At 69.5% G+C, this 17,594-nt stretch carries 15 protein-coding genes, 3 tRNA genes and 1 pseudogene; 12 read left to right on the top strand and 7 right to left on the bottom strand.

The genetic code is table 11. The features are described 5' to 3' along the window. The first annotated feature begins 176 nt into the window (after window positions 1-176). A complete protein-coding gene (locus ACGF2V_RS00225) occupies window positions 177-1,637 on the top strand; it encodes a N,N-dimethylformamidase beta subunit family domain-containing protein (protein ID WP_362705865.1) in 1,461 nt (486 codons plus the stop codon). A 372-nt stretch (window positions 1,638-2,009) separates the two neighbouring features. Beyond that, window positions 2,010-2,924, top strand: coding sequence for a phosphoribosylaminoimidazolesuccinocarboxamide synthase (locus ACGF2V_RS00220; RefSeq protein WP_362619882.1), 915 nt, complete (start codon window positions 2,010-2,012; stop codon window positions 2,922-2,924). Between the two features lie 155 nt (window positions 2,925-3,079). Here ACGF2V_RS00220 and ACGF2V_RS00215 read toward each other — a convergent pair. The 5 genes and pseudogenes from ACGF2V_RS00215 to ACGF2V_RS00195 form a co-directional block, all read right to left on the bottom strand. Next, window positions 3,080-3,152 (bottom strand) — tRNA-Gly (locus ACGF2V_RS00215). Window positions 3,153-3,174: 22 nt separating this feature from the next. Continuing rightward, window positions 3,175-3,685: pseudogene (locus ACGF2V_RS00210) on the bottom strand (LuxR C-terminal-related transcriptional regulator); the annotation flags it as partial. Window positions 3,686-3,744: 59 nt separating this feature from the next. Beyond that, window positions 3,745-3,817: transfer RNA gene (locus ACGF2V_RS00205), tRNA-Gly, on the bottom strand. 98 nt (window positions 3,818-3,915) lie between these two features. Next, window positions 3,916-3,987, bottom strand: a tRNA-Gly gene (locus tag ACGF2V_RS00200). A 234-nt stretch (window positions 3,988-4,221) separates the two neighbouring features. After that, complete coding sequence (locus tag ACGF2V_RS00195; protein ID WP_362619884.1) at window positions 4,222-4,557, bottom strand: Lsr2 family protein; 336 nt, start codon at window positions 4,555-4,557, stop codon at window positions 4,222-4,224. A 422-nt stretch (window positions 4,558-4,979) separates the two neighbouring features. Here ACGF2V_RS00195 and purS point away from each other — a divergent pair, with 422 nt between their 5' ends. The 8 genes from purS (at window position 4,980) to purM (ending at window position 13,432) form a co-directional block, all read left to right on the top strand. Next, complete coding sequence (purS, locus tag ACGF2V_RS00190) at window positions 4,980-5,240, top strand: phosphoribosylformylglycinamidine synthase subunit PurS (protein ID WP_362619885.1); 261 nt, start codon at window positions 4,980-4,982, stop codon at window positions 5,238-5,240. Window positions 5,241-5,302: 62 nt separating this feature from the next. After that, window positions 5,303-5,971, top strand: coding sequence for a phosphoribosylformylglycinamidine synthase subunit PurQ (gene purQ / locus ACGF2V_RS00185; RefSeq protein ID WP_362619946.1), 669 nt, complete (start codon window positions 5,303-5,305; stop codon window positions 5,969-5,971). Continuing rightward, a complete protein-coding gene (gene purL, locus ACGF2V_RS00180; protein WP_362619886.1) occupies window positions 5,968-8,217 on the top strand; it encodes a phosphoribosylformylglycinamidine synthase subunit PurL in 2,250 nt (749 codons plus the stop codon). Before purQ ends, purL begins: the two co-directional genes overlap by 4 nt. A gap of 210 nt (window positions 8,218-8,427) precedes the next feature. Continuing rightward, the gene (locus ACGF2V_RS00175) at window positions 8,428-9,066 is read left to right on the top strand and encodes a helix-turn-helix domain-containing protein (RefSeq protein ID WP_362619888.1); all 639 of its coding nucleotides are present in this window, start codon (window positions 8,428-8,430) and stop codon (window positions 9,064-9,066) included. 162 nt (window positions 9,067-9,228) lie between these two features. Then, window positions 9,229-10,029, top strand: coding sequence for a sterol carrier family protein (locus tag ACGF2V_RS00170; RefSeq protein ID WP_362619890.1), 801 nt, complete (start codon window positions 9,229-9,231; stop codon window positions 10,027-10,029). After that, window positions 10,026-10,178 (top strand): hypothetical protein, encoded by a 153-nt coding sequence (locus ACGF2V_RS00165; protein WP_362619892.1) that lies wholly within the window; start codon window positions 10,026-10,028, stop codon window positions 10,176-10,178. Before ACGF2V_RS00170 ends, ACGF2V_RS00165 begins: the two co-directional genes overlap by 4 nt. 594 nt (window positions 10,179-10,772) lie before the next feature. Beyond that, window positions 10,773-12,299, top strand: coding sequence for an amidophosphoribosyltransferase (gene purF / locus ACGF2V_RS00160; protein ID WP_362619894.1), 1,527 nt, complete (start codon window positions 10,773-10,775; stop codon window positions 12,297-12,299). A gap of 59 nt (window positions 12,300-12,358) precedes the next feature. Next, the gene (gene purM / locus ACGF2V_RS00155) at window positions 12,359-13,432 is read left to right on the top strand and encodes a phosphoribosylformylglycinamidine cyclo-ligase (RefSeq protein WP_362619895.1); all 1,074 of its coding nucleotides are present in this window, start codon (window positions 12,359-12,361) and stop codon (window positions 13,430-13,432) included. A 162-nt stretch (window positions 13,433-13,594) separates the two neighbouring features. On the opposite strand, the gene ACGF2V_RS00150 is transcribed toward purM, so the two are convergent. Further along, entirely contained in the window at window positions 13,595-13,849 is a 255-nt protein-coding gene (locus ACGF2V_RS00150) for a DUF3073 domain-containing protein (protein ID WP_073786650.1), read from the bottom strand. Window positions 13,850-14,172: 323 nt separating this feature from the next. Beyond that, on the bottom strand, window positions 14,173-15,264 hold the full coding sequence (locus ACGF2V_RS00145) for a Glu/Leu/Phe/Val dehydrogenase dimerization domain-containing protein (RefSeq protein ID WP_362705868.1): 1,092 nt from the start codon (window positions 15,262-15,264) through the stop codon (window positions 14,173-14,175). Window positions 15,265-15,439: 175 nt separating this feature from the next. Here ACGF2V_RS00145 and ACGF2V_RS00140 point away from each other — a divergent pair, with 175 nt between their 5' ends. Together ACGF2V_RS00140 and bldC are read left to right on the top strand one after the other, a co-directional pair. Continuing rightward, window positions 15,440-16,285 (top strand): hypothetical protein, encoded by an 846-nt coding sequence (locus ACGF2V_RS00140; RefSeq protein ID WP_362619898.1) that lies wholly within the window; start codon window positions 15,440-15,442, stop codon window positions 16,283-16,285. A gap of 524 nt (window positions 16,286-16,809) precedes the next feature. Beyond that, a complete protein-coding gene (bldC, locus tag ACGF2V_RS00135; protein WP_003949541.1) occupies window positions 16,810-17,016 on the top strand; it encodes a developmental transcriptional regulator BldC in 207 nt (68 codons plus the stop codon). Window positions 17,017-17,594 lie beyond the last annotated feature (578 nt).

Genomic DNA, 17,594 nt, shown 5'->3' with positions numbered 1-17,594 from the left:
GTAACGGGCCGAACGTCTCGGGCCGACGGCCACGGGCCGAAAGCCGCAGGCGCGGTCGGCGGCCATGGGCAGCGGCCATTGACGGCGGCCACCGGCAACAGCCGCCGGACGGTACGGCGGCGGCCGGCCATCGACAGTCCCACTGTTGTCGCGGGGGACCGAGGGAGAGAAGCGGTATGGGGGCGGAGCAGATTCGTCGATGGGAGTCGGGTGCCCTGGCACACGCCGTCTCCGATCCTTTCGGCCAGGGGCCCCTGCCCTGGCTGCGTGGCAGTGAGAACTACTTCGACGACACCGGGCACATGGTCCCCTGGTACGCGGACCCCACCCTGGCCCGCTCCTCCGACGGCGGCACCCGTACGGCCGATGACGTGCACCGTCAGATCAAGGGCTTCGTCTCCACGGGCGCCGCCGCCCCCGGCGAGGCGCTCGACTTCCACATCACCGTGGACCCGCCGCAGCAGTTCTCCGTGGACGTCTACCGCATCGGCCACTACGGCGGCGACGGCGCCGCGAAGATCACCACGAGCCCCCGGCTCTCCGGCATCGTCCAGCCCGCGCCGCTCATCGCCGACCGCACGGTCTCCTGTCACCACTGGTGGCAGTCGTGGCGGCTGCAGATCCCCACGTACTGGTCGGTCGGCGCGTATGTCGCCGTGCTCACCACGGCCGACGGGCACCGTTCCCACATCCCGTTCACGATCCGCGACGACCGCCCCGCCGATCTGCTGCTGCTCCTCCCCGACGTCACCTGGCAGGCGTACAACCTCTATCCGGAGGACGGCCGGGCCGGCGCCAGCCTGTACCACGCATGGGACGAGCAGGGCCGCCTCCTGGGCGAGGAGGACGCCGCCGTCACCGTCTCCTTCGACCGCCCCTACGCGGGCGCGGGTCTGCCGCTTCACGTCGGTCACGCCTATGACTTCATCCGCTGGGCCGAGCGGTACGGCTACGACGTCGCGTACGCCGACACCCGGGACCTGCACGCGGGCCGGATCGACCCGAGCCGTTACCGGGGGCTGGTCTTCCCCGGCCACGACGAGTACTGGTCGGTGCCCATGCGCCGTACCGCCGAGGAAGCCCGCGACGGCGGCACCTCGCTCGTCTTCCTCTCCGCCAACACCATGTACTGGCAGGTCTGCCTCTCCCCGTCGCCCTCCGGCGTCCCGGACCGGCTGCTCACCTGCCGCAAGCGCCAGGGGCCGGGAAGACCCGCGCTCTGGCGCGAGATCGACCGGCCCGAGCAGCAACTTCTCGGCATCCAGTACGCGGGTCGCGTGCCTGACCCCCACCCCCTCGTCGTACGGAACGCCGAGCACTGGCTGTGGGAGGCGACGGGCGCCGGGGAGGGGGACGAGATCGACGGTCTGGTCGCAGGCGAGGCCGACCGCTACTTCCCGCGCACCGCGCTCCCCGACCACGACAGCCGCATCCTGCTCGCCCACTCTCCGTACCAGGACGGCGAAGGGGTCATCCGGCACCAGGAGACCTCCCTGTACCGGGCTCCGTCCGGCGCGCTCGTCTTCGCCTCCGGCACCTTCGCCTGGTCCCCGGCATTGGACCGTCCCGGTCACGTGGACCCCCGTATCCAGCGCGCCACGGTCAATCTTCTGGACCGCATCTGCAAACGGGACTGAACGAACCGACCAGCATGAACTGACCGGAACGAGCGGACGGACCCGGGCGAACAATCGTGAACCGGCGAACAACCGTGAACCGAGCTCAGCGGATGAGACTCAACGCACTGGCCTGAGCGAACAGAATCCCGGCAGGCACGGAAACCGCCCGGACCGAAACCCGACCCGACCGGCCCCTACAAGGGCTGTCACGACTTATTAAGACGTCGACGTCCAAGGGCCGTCACGACGCCAACCGCGATGCCGTCAATACGCACGGATACCCCATATGCCTTGTACGCCCCGAGCGCCCCGCGTGCCCCCGCTCCACCCCACCGCACCCTGATACGGGAGAATCGAAACGACTCCTGGATCAACCTACGCGGAGGCAGCGTGTCCGGATTTGTAGAAAAGCCCGAGCCCGTGCAGGTTCAGGGGCTCACTCACCTCCACACCGGCAAGGTGCGCGACCTGTACCGGAACGAGGCGGGCGACCTCGTCATGGTCGCCAGCGACCGCATCTCCGCGTACGACTGGGTTCTGCCCACCGAGATCCCGGACAAGGGCCGTGTCCTCACCCGGCTCTCCCTGTGGTGGTTCGACCAGCTCGCCGACCTCGTGCCCAACCACGTGCTGTCCACGGAGCTGCCCGCAGGAGCCCCCGCCGACTGGGAGGGCCGCACGCTGGTCTGCAGGTCGCTGCGGATGGTTCCGGTCGAGTGCGTCGCCCGCGGCTATCTCACCGGCTCCGGGCTCGTCGAGTACAACGAGTCCCGTACGGTCTGCGGTCTCGCCCTCCCCGAGGGCCTCGTCGACGGCTCCGAACTCCCCGCGCCGATCTTCACGCCCGCCACCAAGGCGGCCGTCGGAGATCACGACGAGAACGTGAGCTACGAGGAGGTGGCCCGGCAGGTCGGCGCGGAGACCGCCGCACAGCTGCGTCGCGCCACGCTGGACGTGTACGGCAGGGCCCGCGACATCGCGCGTGAGCGCGGGATCATCCTCGCCGACACGAAGTTCGAGTTCGGTTTCGCCCCCACCGCCGATGGTGGCGAGGAACTGATCATCGCGGACGAGGTCCTGACGCCGGACTCCTCCCGCTTCTGGCCCGCCGCCGACTGGGAGCCGGGCAGGCCGCAGCCCAGTTACGACAAGCAGTTCGTCCGTGACTGGCTGACCTCGCCGGCCTCCGGCTGGGACCGTAGGAGCGAGCAGCCGCCCCCGGCGCTCCCCCAGGAGATCGTGGACGCGACCCGGGCGAAGTACCTGGAGGCGTACGAACTCCTCACCGGCATGCCCTGGAAGTGAGCAGCCGGGTACCCGGTCGCCGACCGGGTACCCGCACCAGCACGCCGGCCGCGCACACAACCGCACCAGAGCACCGAGCGGATGACCCGCACCGGAACGAAGCCCTGAAACGCCAAGAAGCCCCGACCGGGAGGCCGGGGCTTCTTGTTCAACTGAGCGGACGACCAGGTTCGAACTGGCGACCTCAACCTTGGCAAGGTTGCGCTCTACCAACTGAGCTACGTCCGCAAGCGCCGAAGCGCGAGGACCACTATACCCATCCCCGCTCGCGTGCGAGACGCACGGCCGCATGACGGTTCTCCGCCCCGAGCTTTCGAGACGGCCGCCGAGAGGTGGTTCCGTTCCGTCCCCCGGGGCAGTGAGGCCCGTTCGGCGATCTCCGCGACCGGTGCCCCGTCGGCCGCCGATTCCAGCACCTCGGTCTCGCGCGCGGTGAGCGGCGAGTCCCCTGCGCAGATCGCGTCGGCCGCCGACTCCCGGTCCACATAACGGTTTCCGGCGCGAACGGTGCGGCAATCCCGACCGGCTTCCGGGCGCTGACGGTCTTCGGCACGAAGGTTCGGACACCGGCCGCGCGTGCCCGTCTCAGATGTCCCGGCCCGCCCGTGACTCGTCACGATCACCGTCCGGCAGTCGGGCAGTGCGTCCCGCGGGGATGTGGCAACACTCACACCATCGGCGCCCGGCATCTGGAGGTCGAGAACGACAGGATCGCGGCGAGCCCGTACCGGGCCGGATGCTTCTTGACCGGATGCTTCTTGACAAGAGAACCCGAAGAAGGCCCCGGTCGAAATCGACCGGGGCCTTCATTCCCATCAAGAGCGGACGACGAGATTCGAACTCGCGACCCTCACCTTGGCAAGGTGATGCTCTACCAACTGAGCCACGTCCGCATTGCTTCCGCTCATTGTACTCCTTGCGGAGAGTACTTCCGGGCGGTGCGAGCACTACTCTACCTGATCCACCGCAATGGTCGGTAGGAGTGGTGCAGAGCGGGTGACAGGAATTGCACACTGCGCCTTCCCCCTGGAAGGGGGATGTTCTACTACTGAACTACACCCGCACGCTGCTTGGGGTTTGGCTTTTCGGCCTTGCCCTTCGGCGTGCTCCAGACTTTAGCCGACCTGCGGGGGTGCAGCGCAAGTCGGTGATCGCGGAGCGCTGTCGAGACGGTCCGGGTCGACGGTCGGGAGGTCGGCGGGCGAGCCGGTGATCACTCCCGCGGGGCGGGTCGGCGGTCGTCGGTGCCGGGTGTCCGGAGGGCCGTGCACCCGGGCCGGTGGGCGTCCTCGGCTTCTCAACCGGCCGCGCGGAACGCTTCATAGACCTTCTTGGGGATCCGGCCGCGGGCCGGTACCTCCATCTGGTGCGAACGGGCCCAGGCGCGTACGGCCGCCGGGTCGGGTTCGAGCGAGGTGTGCCGGTACGACGCGGGCTTCCTGCCGCGCTTGCCGACATTTGTCTGCTTTCGGCCCGCCGACATGTACGGCGCCAGAGCCTTGCGCAGTTTCTTTGCGTTGGAGGCATTGAGGTCGATCTCGTACGACTTCCCGTCCAGGGCGAAGGTGACCGTTTCCGTCGCTGCTCCCCCGTCGATGTCGTCGAAGAGCGTGACCACTACGCGCTGAGCCACGGATATCGGTCCTTTCCTACGGCGTCGGCGCGTTTGGCGTGCGCCGATGTCGGCCTTCCGGCCCTCGGGGGGATGTGAGCCCTTCGGGCGGATACGAGTCGACCGGTATCGACTGTTCGGCCGACCGGTGTCGACTGTCCAGGGGGCAATGCTGCATTCCCCGGTAATCATTTGTACAGCGGTGGGCATCGCATTGTGAAGTCCGGCTAATTGTCTCCGCGTGTCACGGTTCTATGTCTGTCTTCGGCGAGGAATCTTTTCGCAGATTTTTCCCCGGCCGTTGTCGCGGCCGATATCCCGCCGTGATCGCGTACTCATCTGTCTACTCGCGTAGAATTTCGGGCCAGGTACGCTGAGGGAAGCTGCGGGGGTCAGGGGAGCCCCCCGGAGAACCAGTCGCACCACACCACACGGGAGTGCCAGTGGCACGCGTCGTAGTCGACGTCATGCTCAAGCCCGAGATCCTCGACCCGCAGGGACAGGCGGTGCAGCGCGCACTGCCCCGTCTCGGCTTCGAGGGAATCGCGGACGTACGTCAGGGAAAGCGTTTCGAGCTGGAGGTCGAGGGGCCGGTCGACGACGACGCCCTCGGTCGCATTCATGAGATGGCCGAGACTTTCCTCGCCAACACCGTCATCGAGGACTTCACCGTGAAGGTGGAGAAGGCCGAGGAGTCCAAGTGACTTCCCGCCCGTCTCCCACCACCACCCGTGAGGGAGGCCCTTCGGGCCGCAGTAACACCCGAATCGGAGTCGTCACCTTTCCCGGCACGCTGGACGACAAGGACAGCCTCAGGGCCGTACGAGTCGCGGGCGCCGAACCCGTATCGCTGTGGCACCGCGACAAGGATCTGCACCAGGTCGACGCGGTCATCCTGGCCGGCGGTTTCTCCTACGGCGACTATCTGCGGGCCGGTGCGATCTCCCGCTTCTCGCCCGTCATGGAGACGATCATCGAGCAGGCCCGCGCGGGGATGCCGGTGCTCGGCATCTGCAATGGTTTCCAGATCCTGACCGAGGCGCATCTGCTGCCCGGCGCGATGCTGCGGAACAACCACCTGCACTTCATCTGCCGCGACCAGAAGCTCCGCGTCGAGAACGCGGAGACCGCCTGGACGTCGGACTACTCCGCGGGCCAGGAGATCTCCGTACCCCTCAAGAACATGGACGGGCGGTACGTCGCCGACGAGCGCGTGCTCGACGAGCTGGAGGCGGAGGGCCGTGTCGCCTTCCGTTACCTGGACATGAACCCGAACGGCTCGCTGAACGACATCGCGGGCATCACCAACGCCGAGGGCAACGTCGTCGGCCTGATGCCGCACCCGGAGCACGCCGTCGAGCCGCTGATCGGAACCGGCCGCACCGACGGCCTCGGTTTCTTCACCTCGATCATCAAGAAGCTGGTCAACGCATGAGCCTGGATACGGTCAAGCACGCGGCCGGGACCCCGGACGTCGAGCAGCCCTGGAAGGAGCTCGGCCTCAAGGAGGACGAGTACGCCCGGATCCACGAGATCCTGGGCCGCCGCCCCACCGGCGCCGAGCTCGCCATGTACTCCGTGATGTGGTCGGAGCACTGCTCGTACAAGAGCAGCAAGGTCCACCTCAAGCAGTTCGGCGAGAAGGCACCCGCCAACGACGCGATGCTCGTCGGCATCGGCGAGAACGCCGGTGTGGTCGACGTCGGCCAGGGCTACGCGGTCACCTTCAAGGTCGAGTCGCACAACCACCCGTCGTACATCGAGCCCTACCAGGGCGCGGCGACCGGCGTCGGCGGCATCGTCCGCGACATCCTCGCCATGGGCGCCCGCCCGGTCGCGGTCGTCGACCCGCTGCGCTTCGGCGCCGCCGACCACCCCGACACCAAGCGCGTCCTGCCGGGCGTCGTCGCGGGCATCGGCGGCTACGGCAACTGCCTCGGTCTGCCCAACATCGGCGGCGAGGTCGTCTTCGACGCCTGCTACCAGGGCAACCCGCTCGTCAACGCCGGCTGCATCGGTGTGATGAAGCACGAGGACATCCACCTGGCCAAGGCGTCCGGCCCCGGTAACAAGGTGATCCTCTACGGCGCCCGCACCGGCGGCGACGGCATCGGGGGCGTCTCGGTGCTGGCCTCCGAGACCTTCGACGACACGAAGCCCGCCAAGCGCCCCGCCGTCCAGGTCGGCGACCCGTTCCAGGAGAAGCTCCTCATCGAGTGCACCCTGGAGGTCTTCAAGGAGAAGCTCGTCGCGGGCATCCAGGACCTCGGCGGGGCCGGGCTCTCCTGTGCCACGTCCGAGCTGGCCTCCGCCGGCTCCGGCGGCATGCGCGTCGAGCTGGACACCGTGCCGCTGCGCGACTCCTCGCTCTCGCCCGAGGAGATCCTCATGAGCGAGTCGCAGGAGCGCATGTGCGCGATCGTCGAGCCGCAGCACGTCGACCGCTTCCTGGAGATCTGCGAGAAGTGGGACGTCATCGCCACCGTCATCGGTGAGGTGACCGAGGGCGAGCGCCTGGAGATCTTCTGGCACGGCGAGCAGATCGTCGACGTCCCTCCGCGTTCGGTCGCCCACGAGGGCCCGACGTACCACCGCCCGTACGCCCGCCCGTCCTGGCAGGACGCGCTCCAGGCCGACGACGCGGGTGAGCTGGCCCGTCCGGCGGACGGCGCCGAGCTGCGCGAGCAGGTCCTGAAGCTGGTCGCGCACCCGAACCAGGCGTCGAAGTCCTGGATCACGGACCAGTACGACCGGTTCGTGCAGGGCAACACCGTGCTCGCGATGCCCGAGGACGCCGGCATCGTCCGGATCGACGAGGAGTCGAACCTGGGCGTGGCCATGGCGACCGACGGCAACGGCCGGTACGCCAAGCTCGACCCGTACACCGGCGCGCAGCTCGCGCTGGCGGAGGCGTACCGCAACGTCGCCGCCACCGGCGCCAAGCCGCTCGCCGTCTCGGACTGCCTGAACTTCGGCTCGCCCGAGGACCCGGACGTCATGTGGCAGTTCGCCGAGGCGACCCGCGGTCTCGCGGACGGCTGCCTGGAGCTGGGCACCCCGGTCACCGGCGGCAACGTGTCGCTGTACAACCAGACCGGTGAGACGGCGATCCACCCGACGCCGGTCGTCGCCGTGCTCGGCGTGATCGACGACGTCTCCCGGCGTACGCCGGTCGCGTTCGCGCAGGAGGGCCAGCTCCTCTACCTGCTGGGCGAGACGCGCGAGGAGTTCGGCGGCTCGGCGTGGTCCGAGGTCGTCCACGGCCACCTGGGCGGCATGCCGCCGAAGGTCGACCTGGAGCGCGAGAAGCTGCTCGCCGAGATCCTGATCTCGGCCTCCCGCGACGGCATGATCGACGCGGCGCACGACCTGTCCGACGGCGGCCTGATCCAGGCCGTCACGGAGTCCTGCCTGCGCGGCGGCAACGGCGCCCGCCTGGTCGTGCCGGACGGTCTGGACGCGTTCACGTTCCTCTTCTCCGAGTCGGCGGGGCGCGCGATCGTCTCCGTTCCGCGCAGCGAGGAGCTGCGCTTCAACGACATGTGCGGGGCGCGCGGTCTGCCCGTCGCCCGGATCGGTGTCGTGGACGGGGACGAGATCGAGGTCCAGGGCGAGTTCGGCATCCCGCTGAGCGAGCTGCGCACCGCGCACGAGGAGACCATCCCGGGTCTGCTCGCCTGACGACCGCCCGTACCGAGGGCTGCGGCCCCGCCCCGTTCCGGCGAATGCCCGGGGGCGGGGCCGCAGCCCTGCTCCGAACGGACGCGGGTACGGACGGAACGTACGCCCGCGCACCCCCGGCGGCTCTGCACGCCCTCGGCCCGTACGCCTAGGAATTTACCGAGGTAAGAATTACTCTCGGCTCAACATTTATCCTGGTATAGTGAAGGCATGACCGAGGGGATGAGCCTGCGGGAGCGCAAGAAGCTCCAGACGCGCCACCGTCTGTGGACCGCGGCCACCGAACTCTTCGCCGAGCGTGGCTTCGACAAGGTATCGGTCGCCGAGATCGCCGAGGTGGCCGAGGTGTCGAAGATGACGGTCTTCAACTACTTCGCGAGCAAGGAGGACTTGGTCCTCGCGCCGTTGGCGGAGCACATCGGTGACGTCGCGCGGGTGGTGCGGGACCGGGCCCCCGGAGAATCCGCCCTGACTGCCGTGCGCGCGCAATTCCTGGCCGCCATCGAGCGCCGCGACCCGTCGGTCGGCATGAGCGACGCGCCGATGGTGCTCGACGTGAGCCGGCTGATCCAGGAGACACCGGCTCTCCTGATCCGCGCCCACGCGCTTTCCCTGCGCTCCCACGAACTGCTCGCCGAGGTCCTGACCGAGGAGGGGGAGGAACCGCCCGTCGCCCGGATCGTGGCCGCCCAGCTGATCAGCACCCGCAACTCCCTCATCCTCGCGAACCAACTGCGGTTGCTGGCGGGCGAACCGGCCGACGCGATCGCCGCGGACGCCGTCGCGCTCGCGGAGCGCGGTCTCGACCTGCTCGCGCGCGGTCTGGGCACCTTCGCGATCCGGCGCTGAGACAGCCGCCGTTCCGGTCCGTCGTCCCCGCCGTCCCTCCACCGTCGGTGCGTGGGCCCGCGGACCGTGGTCTGTCGTACGCCGGTCGGGGCCCGTACGTCGGCCCGTGCCCGTAAGCCGGTCGGGGCCCGTACGCCGGTCGGGGGCCGTAGGCTCCCGGGCATGCCGCCGTCCCAGAAACGTGCCCGCCGCTACGATCCGGCCCGGACCCGCAGCGCGGTCCTGGCGCAGTTCACCCATGTCCGGGAAGCCGTCCGTACGCTGACGCCCGAACAGCTCGCGCTGCCGACCCGGCTCGGCGACTGGACCGTGCGCGAACTCGCAGCCCATGTGGTCCTGGCGTTCTCGCAGGCCGCACGGGAGCCGGAGCGGTCCGGGCCCGCCGCCTCGAAATCCGGGCAGGCCCTCCTCGCCTGGCCCCTCGCCACCGCCGGTCAGTCCGAGCGGATCGCCGCCGGCACCAGGGCGCTCGCCGCCGAACATCCCGACCTGGACGCGCTGTTCGGCGAGGCCGCCGGGCGGTTCGAGGAACGGGTGCCGCGCACGGGAGACGAACGGCTGCTGCCCACACCGGCCGGGGCGATGCGGCTGACGGACTTCCTCGTCACCCGCGCCGTGGAGCTCGTCGTGCACACCGATGACCTGAACGAGGCCACCGGCCTCGACATCCCGTACGACCGACAGGCGCTCGCCGCCTGCACCCGGCTGCTCGCCGACGCCCTCGCGGAGAAGGCGCCGGGCGGCTCGGTCGAGGTGCGCATCCCGCCCTTCGCCGTGGTCCAGTGCGTGCAGGGCCCCAAGCACACCCGCGGTACGCCGCCCAACGTCGTCGAGACCGATCCGCTCACCTGGATCAGGCTCGCCACCGGCCGTACGGAATGGGCGCACGCCCTCGATGCCGCGCGGGTCGCCGCGAGCGGCGAGCGGGCCGACCTCTCCTCCCTCCTGCCCCTGATGCGGTGAGCAGCTCGTGCGCCGGGACGACCCCGTGTAAGGCGCTGCTGGGGGTCCTGGACGGGCGGACGACGTACCGGATCGACGAGCGCACCCTGGCCCTCGCCTCGGAGAACGATGCGTCGCTCGGCGCCGCGGCCGCGGAACCCGGCGAGTGATCCGCACGGTCCTGGCCGTCCAGGCGGTCGAGCCGTTCACGCGACCCCGGCCGTCCACGTGATCCGGGCGATGCGAACGACCCGGGGCCCGGACGAACCGGGCGATCCAGGTGATCCGGGCAAGCCAGGGATCCGGGGGCCGGGGGCTTGAGGGTCCGGGGACCCGGGCGGCCTCGTGGCCAGGGCGAACCAGAGGTCCGACCGTCCGGAGGAACGGCCGACCGCCACGAAGCGGTTCCGTACGCGCCGAATCCGACATGTCCGGCGGCCCCGGGGTGTGAGCCTCGCCACGAAACGCGCGTTCGGCCAGGTTCCGCGCCGGACCGTCGGCCGGTTCACCGAGCGCCACCATCCGGCCCCGGCGCACCCCCGGCCCCCGTGGCCGGAAATCGCCGGTATCGCCGCGCTGATCCGCGTTGCCGCCGCCCTGTGGCCGATCCATGCCCGCCCCGTAGACCCCTCGCGACGGCCGTGCGCTCACTCCACGTAACCGTCCGCCAGGGGCGTAGGACCACTCCCGGAAGCGCTTCCCCGATGGCCCGGCGCGGTATCCCGAATTCGGACCAGTGGTCGATCTCGCCTACACTCGGTGGCGTGCCTCGTGGTGATGGACGACTCAACCACGACCTGCTCCCCGGAGAGAAGGGCCCCCAGGACGCATGTGGCGTCTTCGGTGTCTGGGCTCCCGGCGAAGAGGTCGCCAAGCTCACCTATTTCGGACTGTATGCCCTGCAGCACCGTGGACAGGAGTCCGCGGGCATCGCAGTGAGCAACGGGTCCCAGATCCTCGTCTTCAAGGACATGGGACTGGTCTCGCAGGTCTTCGACGAAACCTCCCTGGGGTCTCTCCAGGGCCATATCGCGGTCGGCCATGCCCGCTACTCCACCACCGGGGCCTCGGTCTGGGAGAACGCGCAGCCGACGTTCCGTGCCACCGCGCACGGCTCGATCGCCCTCGGGCACAACGGCAATCTGGTCAACACGGCCCAGCTCGCCGAAATGGTCGCCGACCTTCCCCGCAAGGACGGACGTGCCACCCAGGTCGCCGCGACGAACGACACCGACCTGGTGACCGCGCTGCTCGCCGGCCAGACCGACGACGACGGCAAGCCGCTCACCATCGAGCAGGCCGCCGCGAAGGTGCTCCCGGACGTCAGGGGCGCCTTCTCCCTCGTCTTCATGGACGAGCACACCCTCTACGCCGCCCGTGACCCGCAGGGGATCCGCCCGCTGGTCCTCGGCCGCCTGGAGCGCGGCTGGGTGGTGGCCTCCGAGACCGCGGCCCTCGACATCTGCGGCGCCAGCTTCGTCCGCGAGATCGAGCCGGGCGAACTCGTCGCCGTCGACGAGAACGGTCTGCGCACCTCGCGCTTCGCGGAAGCGAAGCCCAAGGGCTGCGTCTTCGAGTACGTCTACCTGGCCCGCCCCGACACCGACATCGCCGGGCGCAACGTCTACCTCTCCCGCGTGGAGATGGGACGCAAGCTGGCCGCCGAGGCCCCGGTCGAGGCCGATCTGGTCATAGCGACCCCGGAGTCCGGCACGCCCGCCGCCATCGGCTACGCGGAGGCCAGCGGCATCCCCTTCGGCGCCGGACTGGTGAAGAACGCCTACGTCGGCCGGACCTTCATCCAGCCGTCGCAGACCATTCGCCAACTGGGCATCCGCCTCAAGCTGAACCCGCTCAAGGAAGTCATCAAGGGCAAGCGCCTCGTCGTCGTCGACGACTCGATCGTCCGCGGCAACACCCAGCGCGCCCTGGTCCGGATGCTCCGCGAGGCGGGCGCCGCCGAGATCCACATCCGGATCTCGTCCCCGCCGGTCAAGTGGCCCTGCTTCTTCGGCATCGACTTCGCGACCCGCGCCGAGCTGATCGCCAACGGCATGACGGTCGAGGAGATCGGCGCGTCGATGGGCGCGGACTCGCTCGCGTACATCTCGCTCGACGCGATGGTGGAGGCGACGACGATCGCCAAGCCGAACCTGTGCCGCGCCTGCTTCGACGGCGAGTACCCGATGGAGCTGCCGGACCCGGAGCTGCTCGGCAAGCAACTGCTGGAGACCGAGCTGGCGGCAGGCCCTGCGGCGACCGCCGCGTCCGACGCCCTGCGTCGTCCGTGACGGCCGGTCGTACTCCCTGGCCCACCAGCCCCGTATCTCCACACGAAAGATCCCAGGCCATGTCTGAGACAACAGGTGCTTCCTACGCGGCAGCGGGCGTCGACATCGAGGCCGGCGACCGCGCCGTCGAGCTGATGAAGGAGTGGGTGAAGAAGACCCGCCGTCCCGAGGTCGAGGGCCTCGGCGGCCTCGGCGGATTCGCCGGCCTCTTCGACGCCTCCGCCCTCAAGCGATACGAGCGCCCGCTGCTCGCCTCCGCCACCGACGGCGTCGGCACCAAGGTCGACCTCGCCCGCAAGATGGGCGTGTACGACACCATCGGCCGCGATCTCGTCGGCATGGTCGTCGACGACCTGGTCGTCTGCGGCGCCGAGCCTCTCTTCATGACCGACTACATCTGCGTCGGCAAGGTGTATCCGGAACGGGTCGCGGCGATCGTGAAGGGCATCGCCGAGGGCTGTGTCCTCGCGGGCTGCGCCCTGGTCGGCGGCGAGACCGCCGAGCACCCCGGACTGCTGGGCCCGGACGACTTCGACGTCGCGGGCGCCGGTACGGGCGTGGTCGAGGCCGACCGGCTGCTCGGCCCGGATCGCATCCGCAAGGGTGACGTGGTGATCGCCATGGCGTCGTCCGGTCTTCACTCCAACGGGTACTCACTCGTCCGGCACGTGTTCTTCGACCGGGCCGGCTGGGCGCTGGACCGCGAGGTCGAGGAGTTCGGCCGCACCCTCGGCGAGGAGCTCCTGGAGCCCACCCGGATCTACTCGCTGGACTGCCTGGCCCTCACCCGTACGACCGAGGTGCACGGCTTCAGTCACGTCACCGGCGGTGGCCTGGCCAACAACCTGGCCCGGGTCATCCCCGACGGACTGCACGCCAGGGTGGACCGCTCCACCTGGACGCCCGGCGCGGTCTTCGACCTGGTCGGCACCGTCGGCCGGGTCGAGCGGCTGGAGCTGGAGAAGACGCTGAACATGGGCGTCGGCATGATCGCCGTCGTCCCCGCCGAATCCGTCGACGTGGCCCTGACCGCGCTGGCCGACCGCGGGGTCGACTCCTGGGTCGCGGGCGAGATCGTCGAACGCGGCGAGCACACCTCCGGCGCAGGGCTGGTGGGTGACTACGCAGCGTAGTGCGGGGAGCGAGTCGGTGACCGGGGCGACCCGGTCACCCCGCCGGCCGTCGCGCCCGTGGCCGCCGGGGCCCGTCGGACACCGAACTGGGCGCTCACCGGATCGGGGTAGCACAGAACCCGGTCCGGGACGCCCGGACCGGGTTGATGTGTCAGCGCGAGGTCAAGCGCCGCGGCGCTTTGACGCAGGACCGGACTTGTCGTCCTCGTCCTCGTCCTCGTCGTCGGTGTTGTACAGATCCGCGTACCGCGCGTACGGGTCGTCTTCCTCGTCCTCGAACGGCTCCGCGTTCGGTGGCTGACTTGAAGACGACGCGCCCAGCTCATTGGCCAGACGCGACAGGTCAGTCCCGCCGGTGCTGTACTTCAGCTGGCGGGCGACCTTTGTCTGCTTGGCCTTTGCCCGGCCGCGCCCCATGGCTCGACCCCCTCGGTGACGGGGCTCGACGGCCCCAGAGTCTTGACACGCGTTCATGTTTCAGGACGGACTCTCATCTGAGAGACCGCGCCCGTAGGGCTTTAACGGTACCTGCTTCCGCGGCCATACGGTACGCCGCCCGCATCGAGCGCCCCGGAAGAGGACCTGCGAGAAGCCCTGTCCTCGCTGGTCAACTGCGATTTTAACCTCTTCCTGGCATGCGACCCGCCGACCGGGGAGAGAAGTCTCACGCCGGTCGACGAATCGTAGGTCACGGGACGCTGCGCCACACTCTGATCGCGCAGTGCCACGGACCGTCGCTGTCAGCCGCGGCGCGCCTCGGCCATCCGCTGCTCAGCGAGCCGGTCGGCCGCGGCGGCCGGCGGGATGCCGTCCGCCTTCGCACGTGCGAATATGGCGAGCGTGGTGTCGAAGATCTTCGACGCCTTGGCCTTGCACCGGTCGAAGTCGAAGCCGTGCAGCTCGTCCGCGACCTGGATGACACCGCCCGCGTTCACGACGTAGTCGGGTGCGTACAGGATCGACCGGTCCGCCAGGTCCTTCTCGACACCGGGGTGCGCGAGCTGGTTGTTCGCCGCCCCGCACACCACCTTGGCGGTGAGCACGGGCACGGAGTCGTCGTTGAGTGCGCCGCCGAGCGCGCACGGGGCGTAGATGTCGAGGCCCTCGGTGCGGATCAACGTCTCGGTGTCCGCGGCGACGGCCACCTCGGGGTGCTTCGCCGTGATACGGCGCACCGACTCCTGGCGCACGTCCGTGATCACGACCTCGGCACCGTCCGACAGCAGGTGCTCGACCAGGTGGTGACCGACCTTGCCGACTCCGGCGACCGCTACTTTTCGGCCACGGAGCGTCGGGTCGCCCCAGAGATGCTGCGCGGACGCCCGCATGCCCTGGAAGACGCCGAACGCGGTGAGCACCGAGGAGTCGCCGGCGCCGCCGTTCTCGGGGGAGCGGCCGGTGGTCCAGCGGCACTCGCGGGCGACGACGTCCATGTCGGCGACGTACGTGCCGACGTCGCACGCGGTCACGTAACGGCCGCCGAGCGAGGCCACGAAGCGGCCGTAGGCCAGCAGCAGTTCCTCGGACTTGATCCGCTCGGGATCGCCGATGATCACAGCCTTGCCGCCGCCGTGGTCGAGACCGGCCAGGGCGTTCTTGTAGGACATGCCGCGCGACAGGTTCAGCGCGTCCGCGACGGCCTCCTCCTCGGAGGCGTACGGATAGAAGCGGGTACCGCCGAGGGCCGGGCCCAGGGCGGTGGAGTGGATGGCGATCACGGCCTTGAGGCCGCTGGCGCGGTCCTGGCAGAGCACGACTTGCTCGTGGCCCCCCTGGTCCGAGTGGAACAGGGTGTGCAGTACATCGACAGGCGCGCCGGTCACATCGGTCACTGTGGTGACTCCCAAGTACGAAGCGGCGGAGGACCCTCCTGAAGGTGGGGAGGGCCGTGGACCGGCCGGCAGGCGGGTCCGACTGGGCAAGAGCGTAAGTCCTACGCGGAGGTAGATCAGGCCGGGTGCCGAGGATCACCCCCTGGAGGAGTACGGGCATGACACGATCTACGGCATGTCGGTGGTGTCCTCGGTGCTCGTCCCGTACGCGTCCTACCTCCGGGTGTACGAACCCCTCGCCGCCTTCCCGGAGCCCGAGCGGAGCCACTGGGCCCGTTACGCGGGACGCGCGCACAGACCCACGGCCCAGGACGAACTGCGCCGCTCGCTCGCGGACTTGGTGGCCACGCCGCCGGTCGGGGTGCCGGCGCACGAGAGCGGGGACGCGTTCGTCGCCGAGGCGGACGGTGTGGTGTGCGTCTGTCCGTGGCGGACCAGGCTGCGCGGCTGGCTGGCCCTGGGGGAGCTGGCGGACCTGTTCCCGGGGCCGGTGCTCGACGCGGTGCTGCCGCCGGTGGTGCGCGGTCAGGCGGTCGCGGACCACGAGCGGTGGGCGGAGCGCAATCCGGACGCCAGGCCGTGGATCCTGACCTCGCTGTGGCAGGTGCCGGTGCGCTGGTTCGCGCTCTTCGCCGACGACGAGCGGGAGTACGCGGAGGCGGGCAAGGGCGGCGAGCCGCCGGTACTGCGCTACCGGACACCGATGGTCCAGGCCCGGCGCCGGCTGGCGAGGGTGCTGCGGACCCTGCGCGAGACCGAGGACGAAGGGCCTCTGACCGACGGGCTCGTGGAGGTGGGGCGCTGGCTGGAGGAGTTCCATCCGCGGGCGCTGGTGGAGCTGGACTACGCGGGTCTGGTGCATGCCTTGCCAGCGGAACGGCTCGCCGCGGACCACTCGGCCGCCGATGTGGCCGAGGGGGTGGAGGCGCTGCGGGGCGGCGACACCGCCCGGGCGAGCGAGGCGTACGGGCGGCTGGCAGAACGCTGGCGTGCGGTAAGAGATCGTCAATTCGCGAACTGAATGCGCCCTTGTCGCGTCTGAACCTTTGTGGCGTGTGACACGTGGGGATGAAGAGGCGGAACAATACTTCAAAGGCTGATGGGACCTACGTCCTGAACCGGGCCTTTTTCTCAAGCGTGATGGAAAGCACTAACTGGGCCCTTGCGTCCTTCCCTACCCCTCGTGCCAAAATAGGACAAGGAGTCCGGGGAGGGCTCCTTCCGTCCAACTGGGGGCGGATTGCTCTGCATTGCACGCTATGGGGGGTCTGGTGACTCCTGATCGCTCTGTGACTGATTGTCACGGTGGCGTGACTGTCCGCTATGGCATGGTCCATCGGCTTCCGTCGCTGATGAACACCTGGGAGGGCAATTCCATCGGTTTGGCCGACGTGGCTGGACGGATGGTGTAGTTGTAGTGCCGAGGACAAGCCGTTCGTCCTATAACCGACTCGGCCCGCGTCCGCCATTTCGGGCAACGCGGGTCAAGGTGCAGAATTTAGAGAAAAGAACCGAGATGGTTCGGTTCTCCCGAGGAGGCCGCTCATGACCGCTCGCACCCCTGATGCCGAGCCGCTGCTGACCCCGGCTGAGGTCGCCACGATGTTCCGCGTGGACCCGAAGACGGTTACCCGCTGGGCGAAGGCGGGGAAGCTCACGTCCATCCGCACGCTCGGTGGACATCGCCGCTACCGCGAGGCAGAGGTCCGCGCGCTGCTCGCGGGCATTCCGCAGCAGCGCAGCGAGGCCTGACACGCCCCCTGTCGCCGCGTCACAACCGGGTTCCCGGGTCCCCCAGCCCGCCTAGACCCGCTCATGGCTCCATATGGCGGGCGCCCGCCCCAACGGGCGCCATACCTGTGCGACACGGGTACGTCATTCGATCGCGCTGGACTCCGCCGGGTCCGGCGCGATCTCTTTTTGTGCTCCGCCGCCTCGGGGGAGGGCCTTTCGGGCTTCTCCTCCGGGGCGGCGTCGTGCGTTCCGCCCGTGCCGTTCCCGGCGGCCCCGGAGTCCGGGCGTCCCGGAGTCTCCGGGTGCGTCGGCCGTCGTGCGGGTATCGGGGGGCCGGGGCCGAGGGGCCTGTTCCGGGGCCACTGAAAACCGGGCGGCCGGTTGGCTCCGGGACGCGAATGCCGGACCGGCCTGTGCCTCCGTGTGGATTCCGGGGGGCGCTGCCGGCCTTTCCGGGGAAGTCGGGCGGGGTTGGTCGAGGGTATTCCGAGGTGCAGTCGGACGGCTTTCGTGCCGCGCCCGCAGCTCTCCTGCGACGCCGCCATCGGGTAGGTGCAATTGCACATATTAAATTCGGTAGTTGTAGGAAGGGAGTA

Origin of the sequence: Streptomyces sp. NPDC047982 (assembly GCF_043204165.1) — a bacterium.
In the GTDB taxonomy this organism is placed as follows: domain Bacteria; phylum Actinomycetota; class Actinomycetes; order Streptomycetales; family Streptomycetaceae; genus Streptomyces.
This window is presented reverse-complemented; position numbering and strand designations above follow the sequence as displayed.

Excerpts from the sequence above, each read along its gene's own strand:
- ACGF2V_RS00175 (WP_362619888.1), top strand. The coding sequence starts at position 8,428 with ATGACCGAGGGGATGAGCCTGCGGGAGCGCAAGAAGCTCCAGACGCGC.
- purM (WP_362619895.1), top strand. The coding sequence starts at position 12,359 with ATGTCTGAGACAACAGGTGCTTCCTACGCGGCAGCGGGCGTCGACATC.
- ACGF2V_RS00140 (WP_362619898.1), top strand. The coding sequence starts at position 15,440 with ATGTCGGTGGTGTCCTCGGTGCTCGTCCCGTACGCGTCCTACCTCCGG.
- bldC (WP_003949541.1), top strand. The coding sequence starts at position 16,810 with ATGACCGCTCGCACCCCTGATGCCGAGCCGCTGCTGACCCCGGCTGAG.
- ACGF2V_RS00150 (WP_073786650.1), bottom strand. The coding sequence starts at position 13,849 with ATGGGGCGCGGCCGGGCAAAGGCCAAGCAGACAAAGGTCGCCCGCCAG.
- purL (WP_362619886.1), top strand. The coding sequence starts at position 5,968 with ATGAGCCTGGATACGGTCAAGCACGCGGCCGGGACCCCGGACGTCGAG.
- ACGF2V_RS00225 (WP_362705865.1), top strand. The coding sequence starts at position 177 with ATGGGGGCGGAGCAGATTCGTCGATGGGAGTCGGGTGCCCTGGCACAC.
- ACGF2V_RS00170 (WP_362619890.1), top strand. The coding sequence starts at position 9,229 with ATGCCGCCGTCCCAGAAACGTGCCCGCCGCTACGATCCGGCCCGGACC.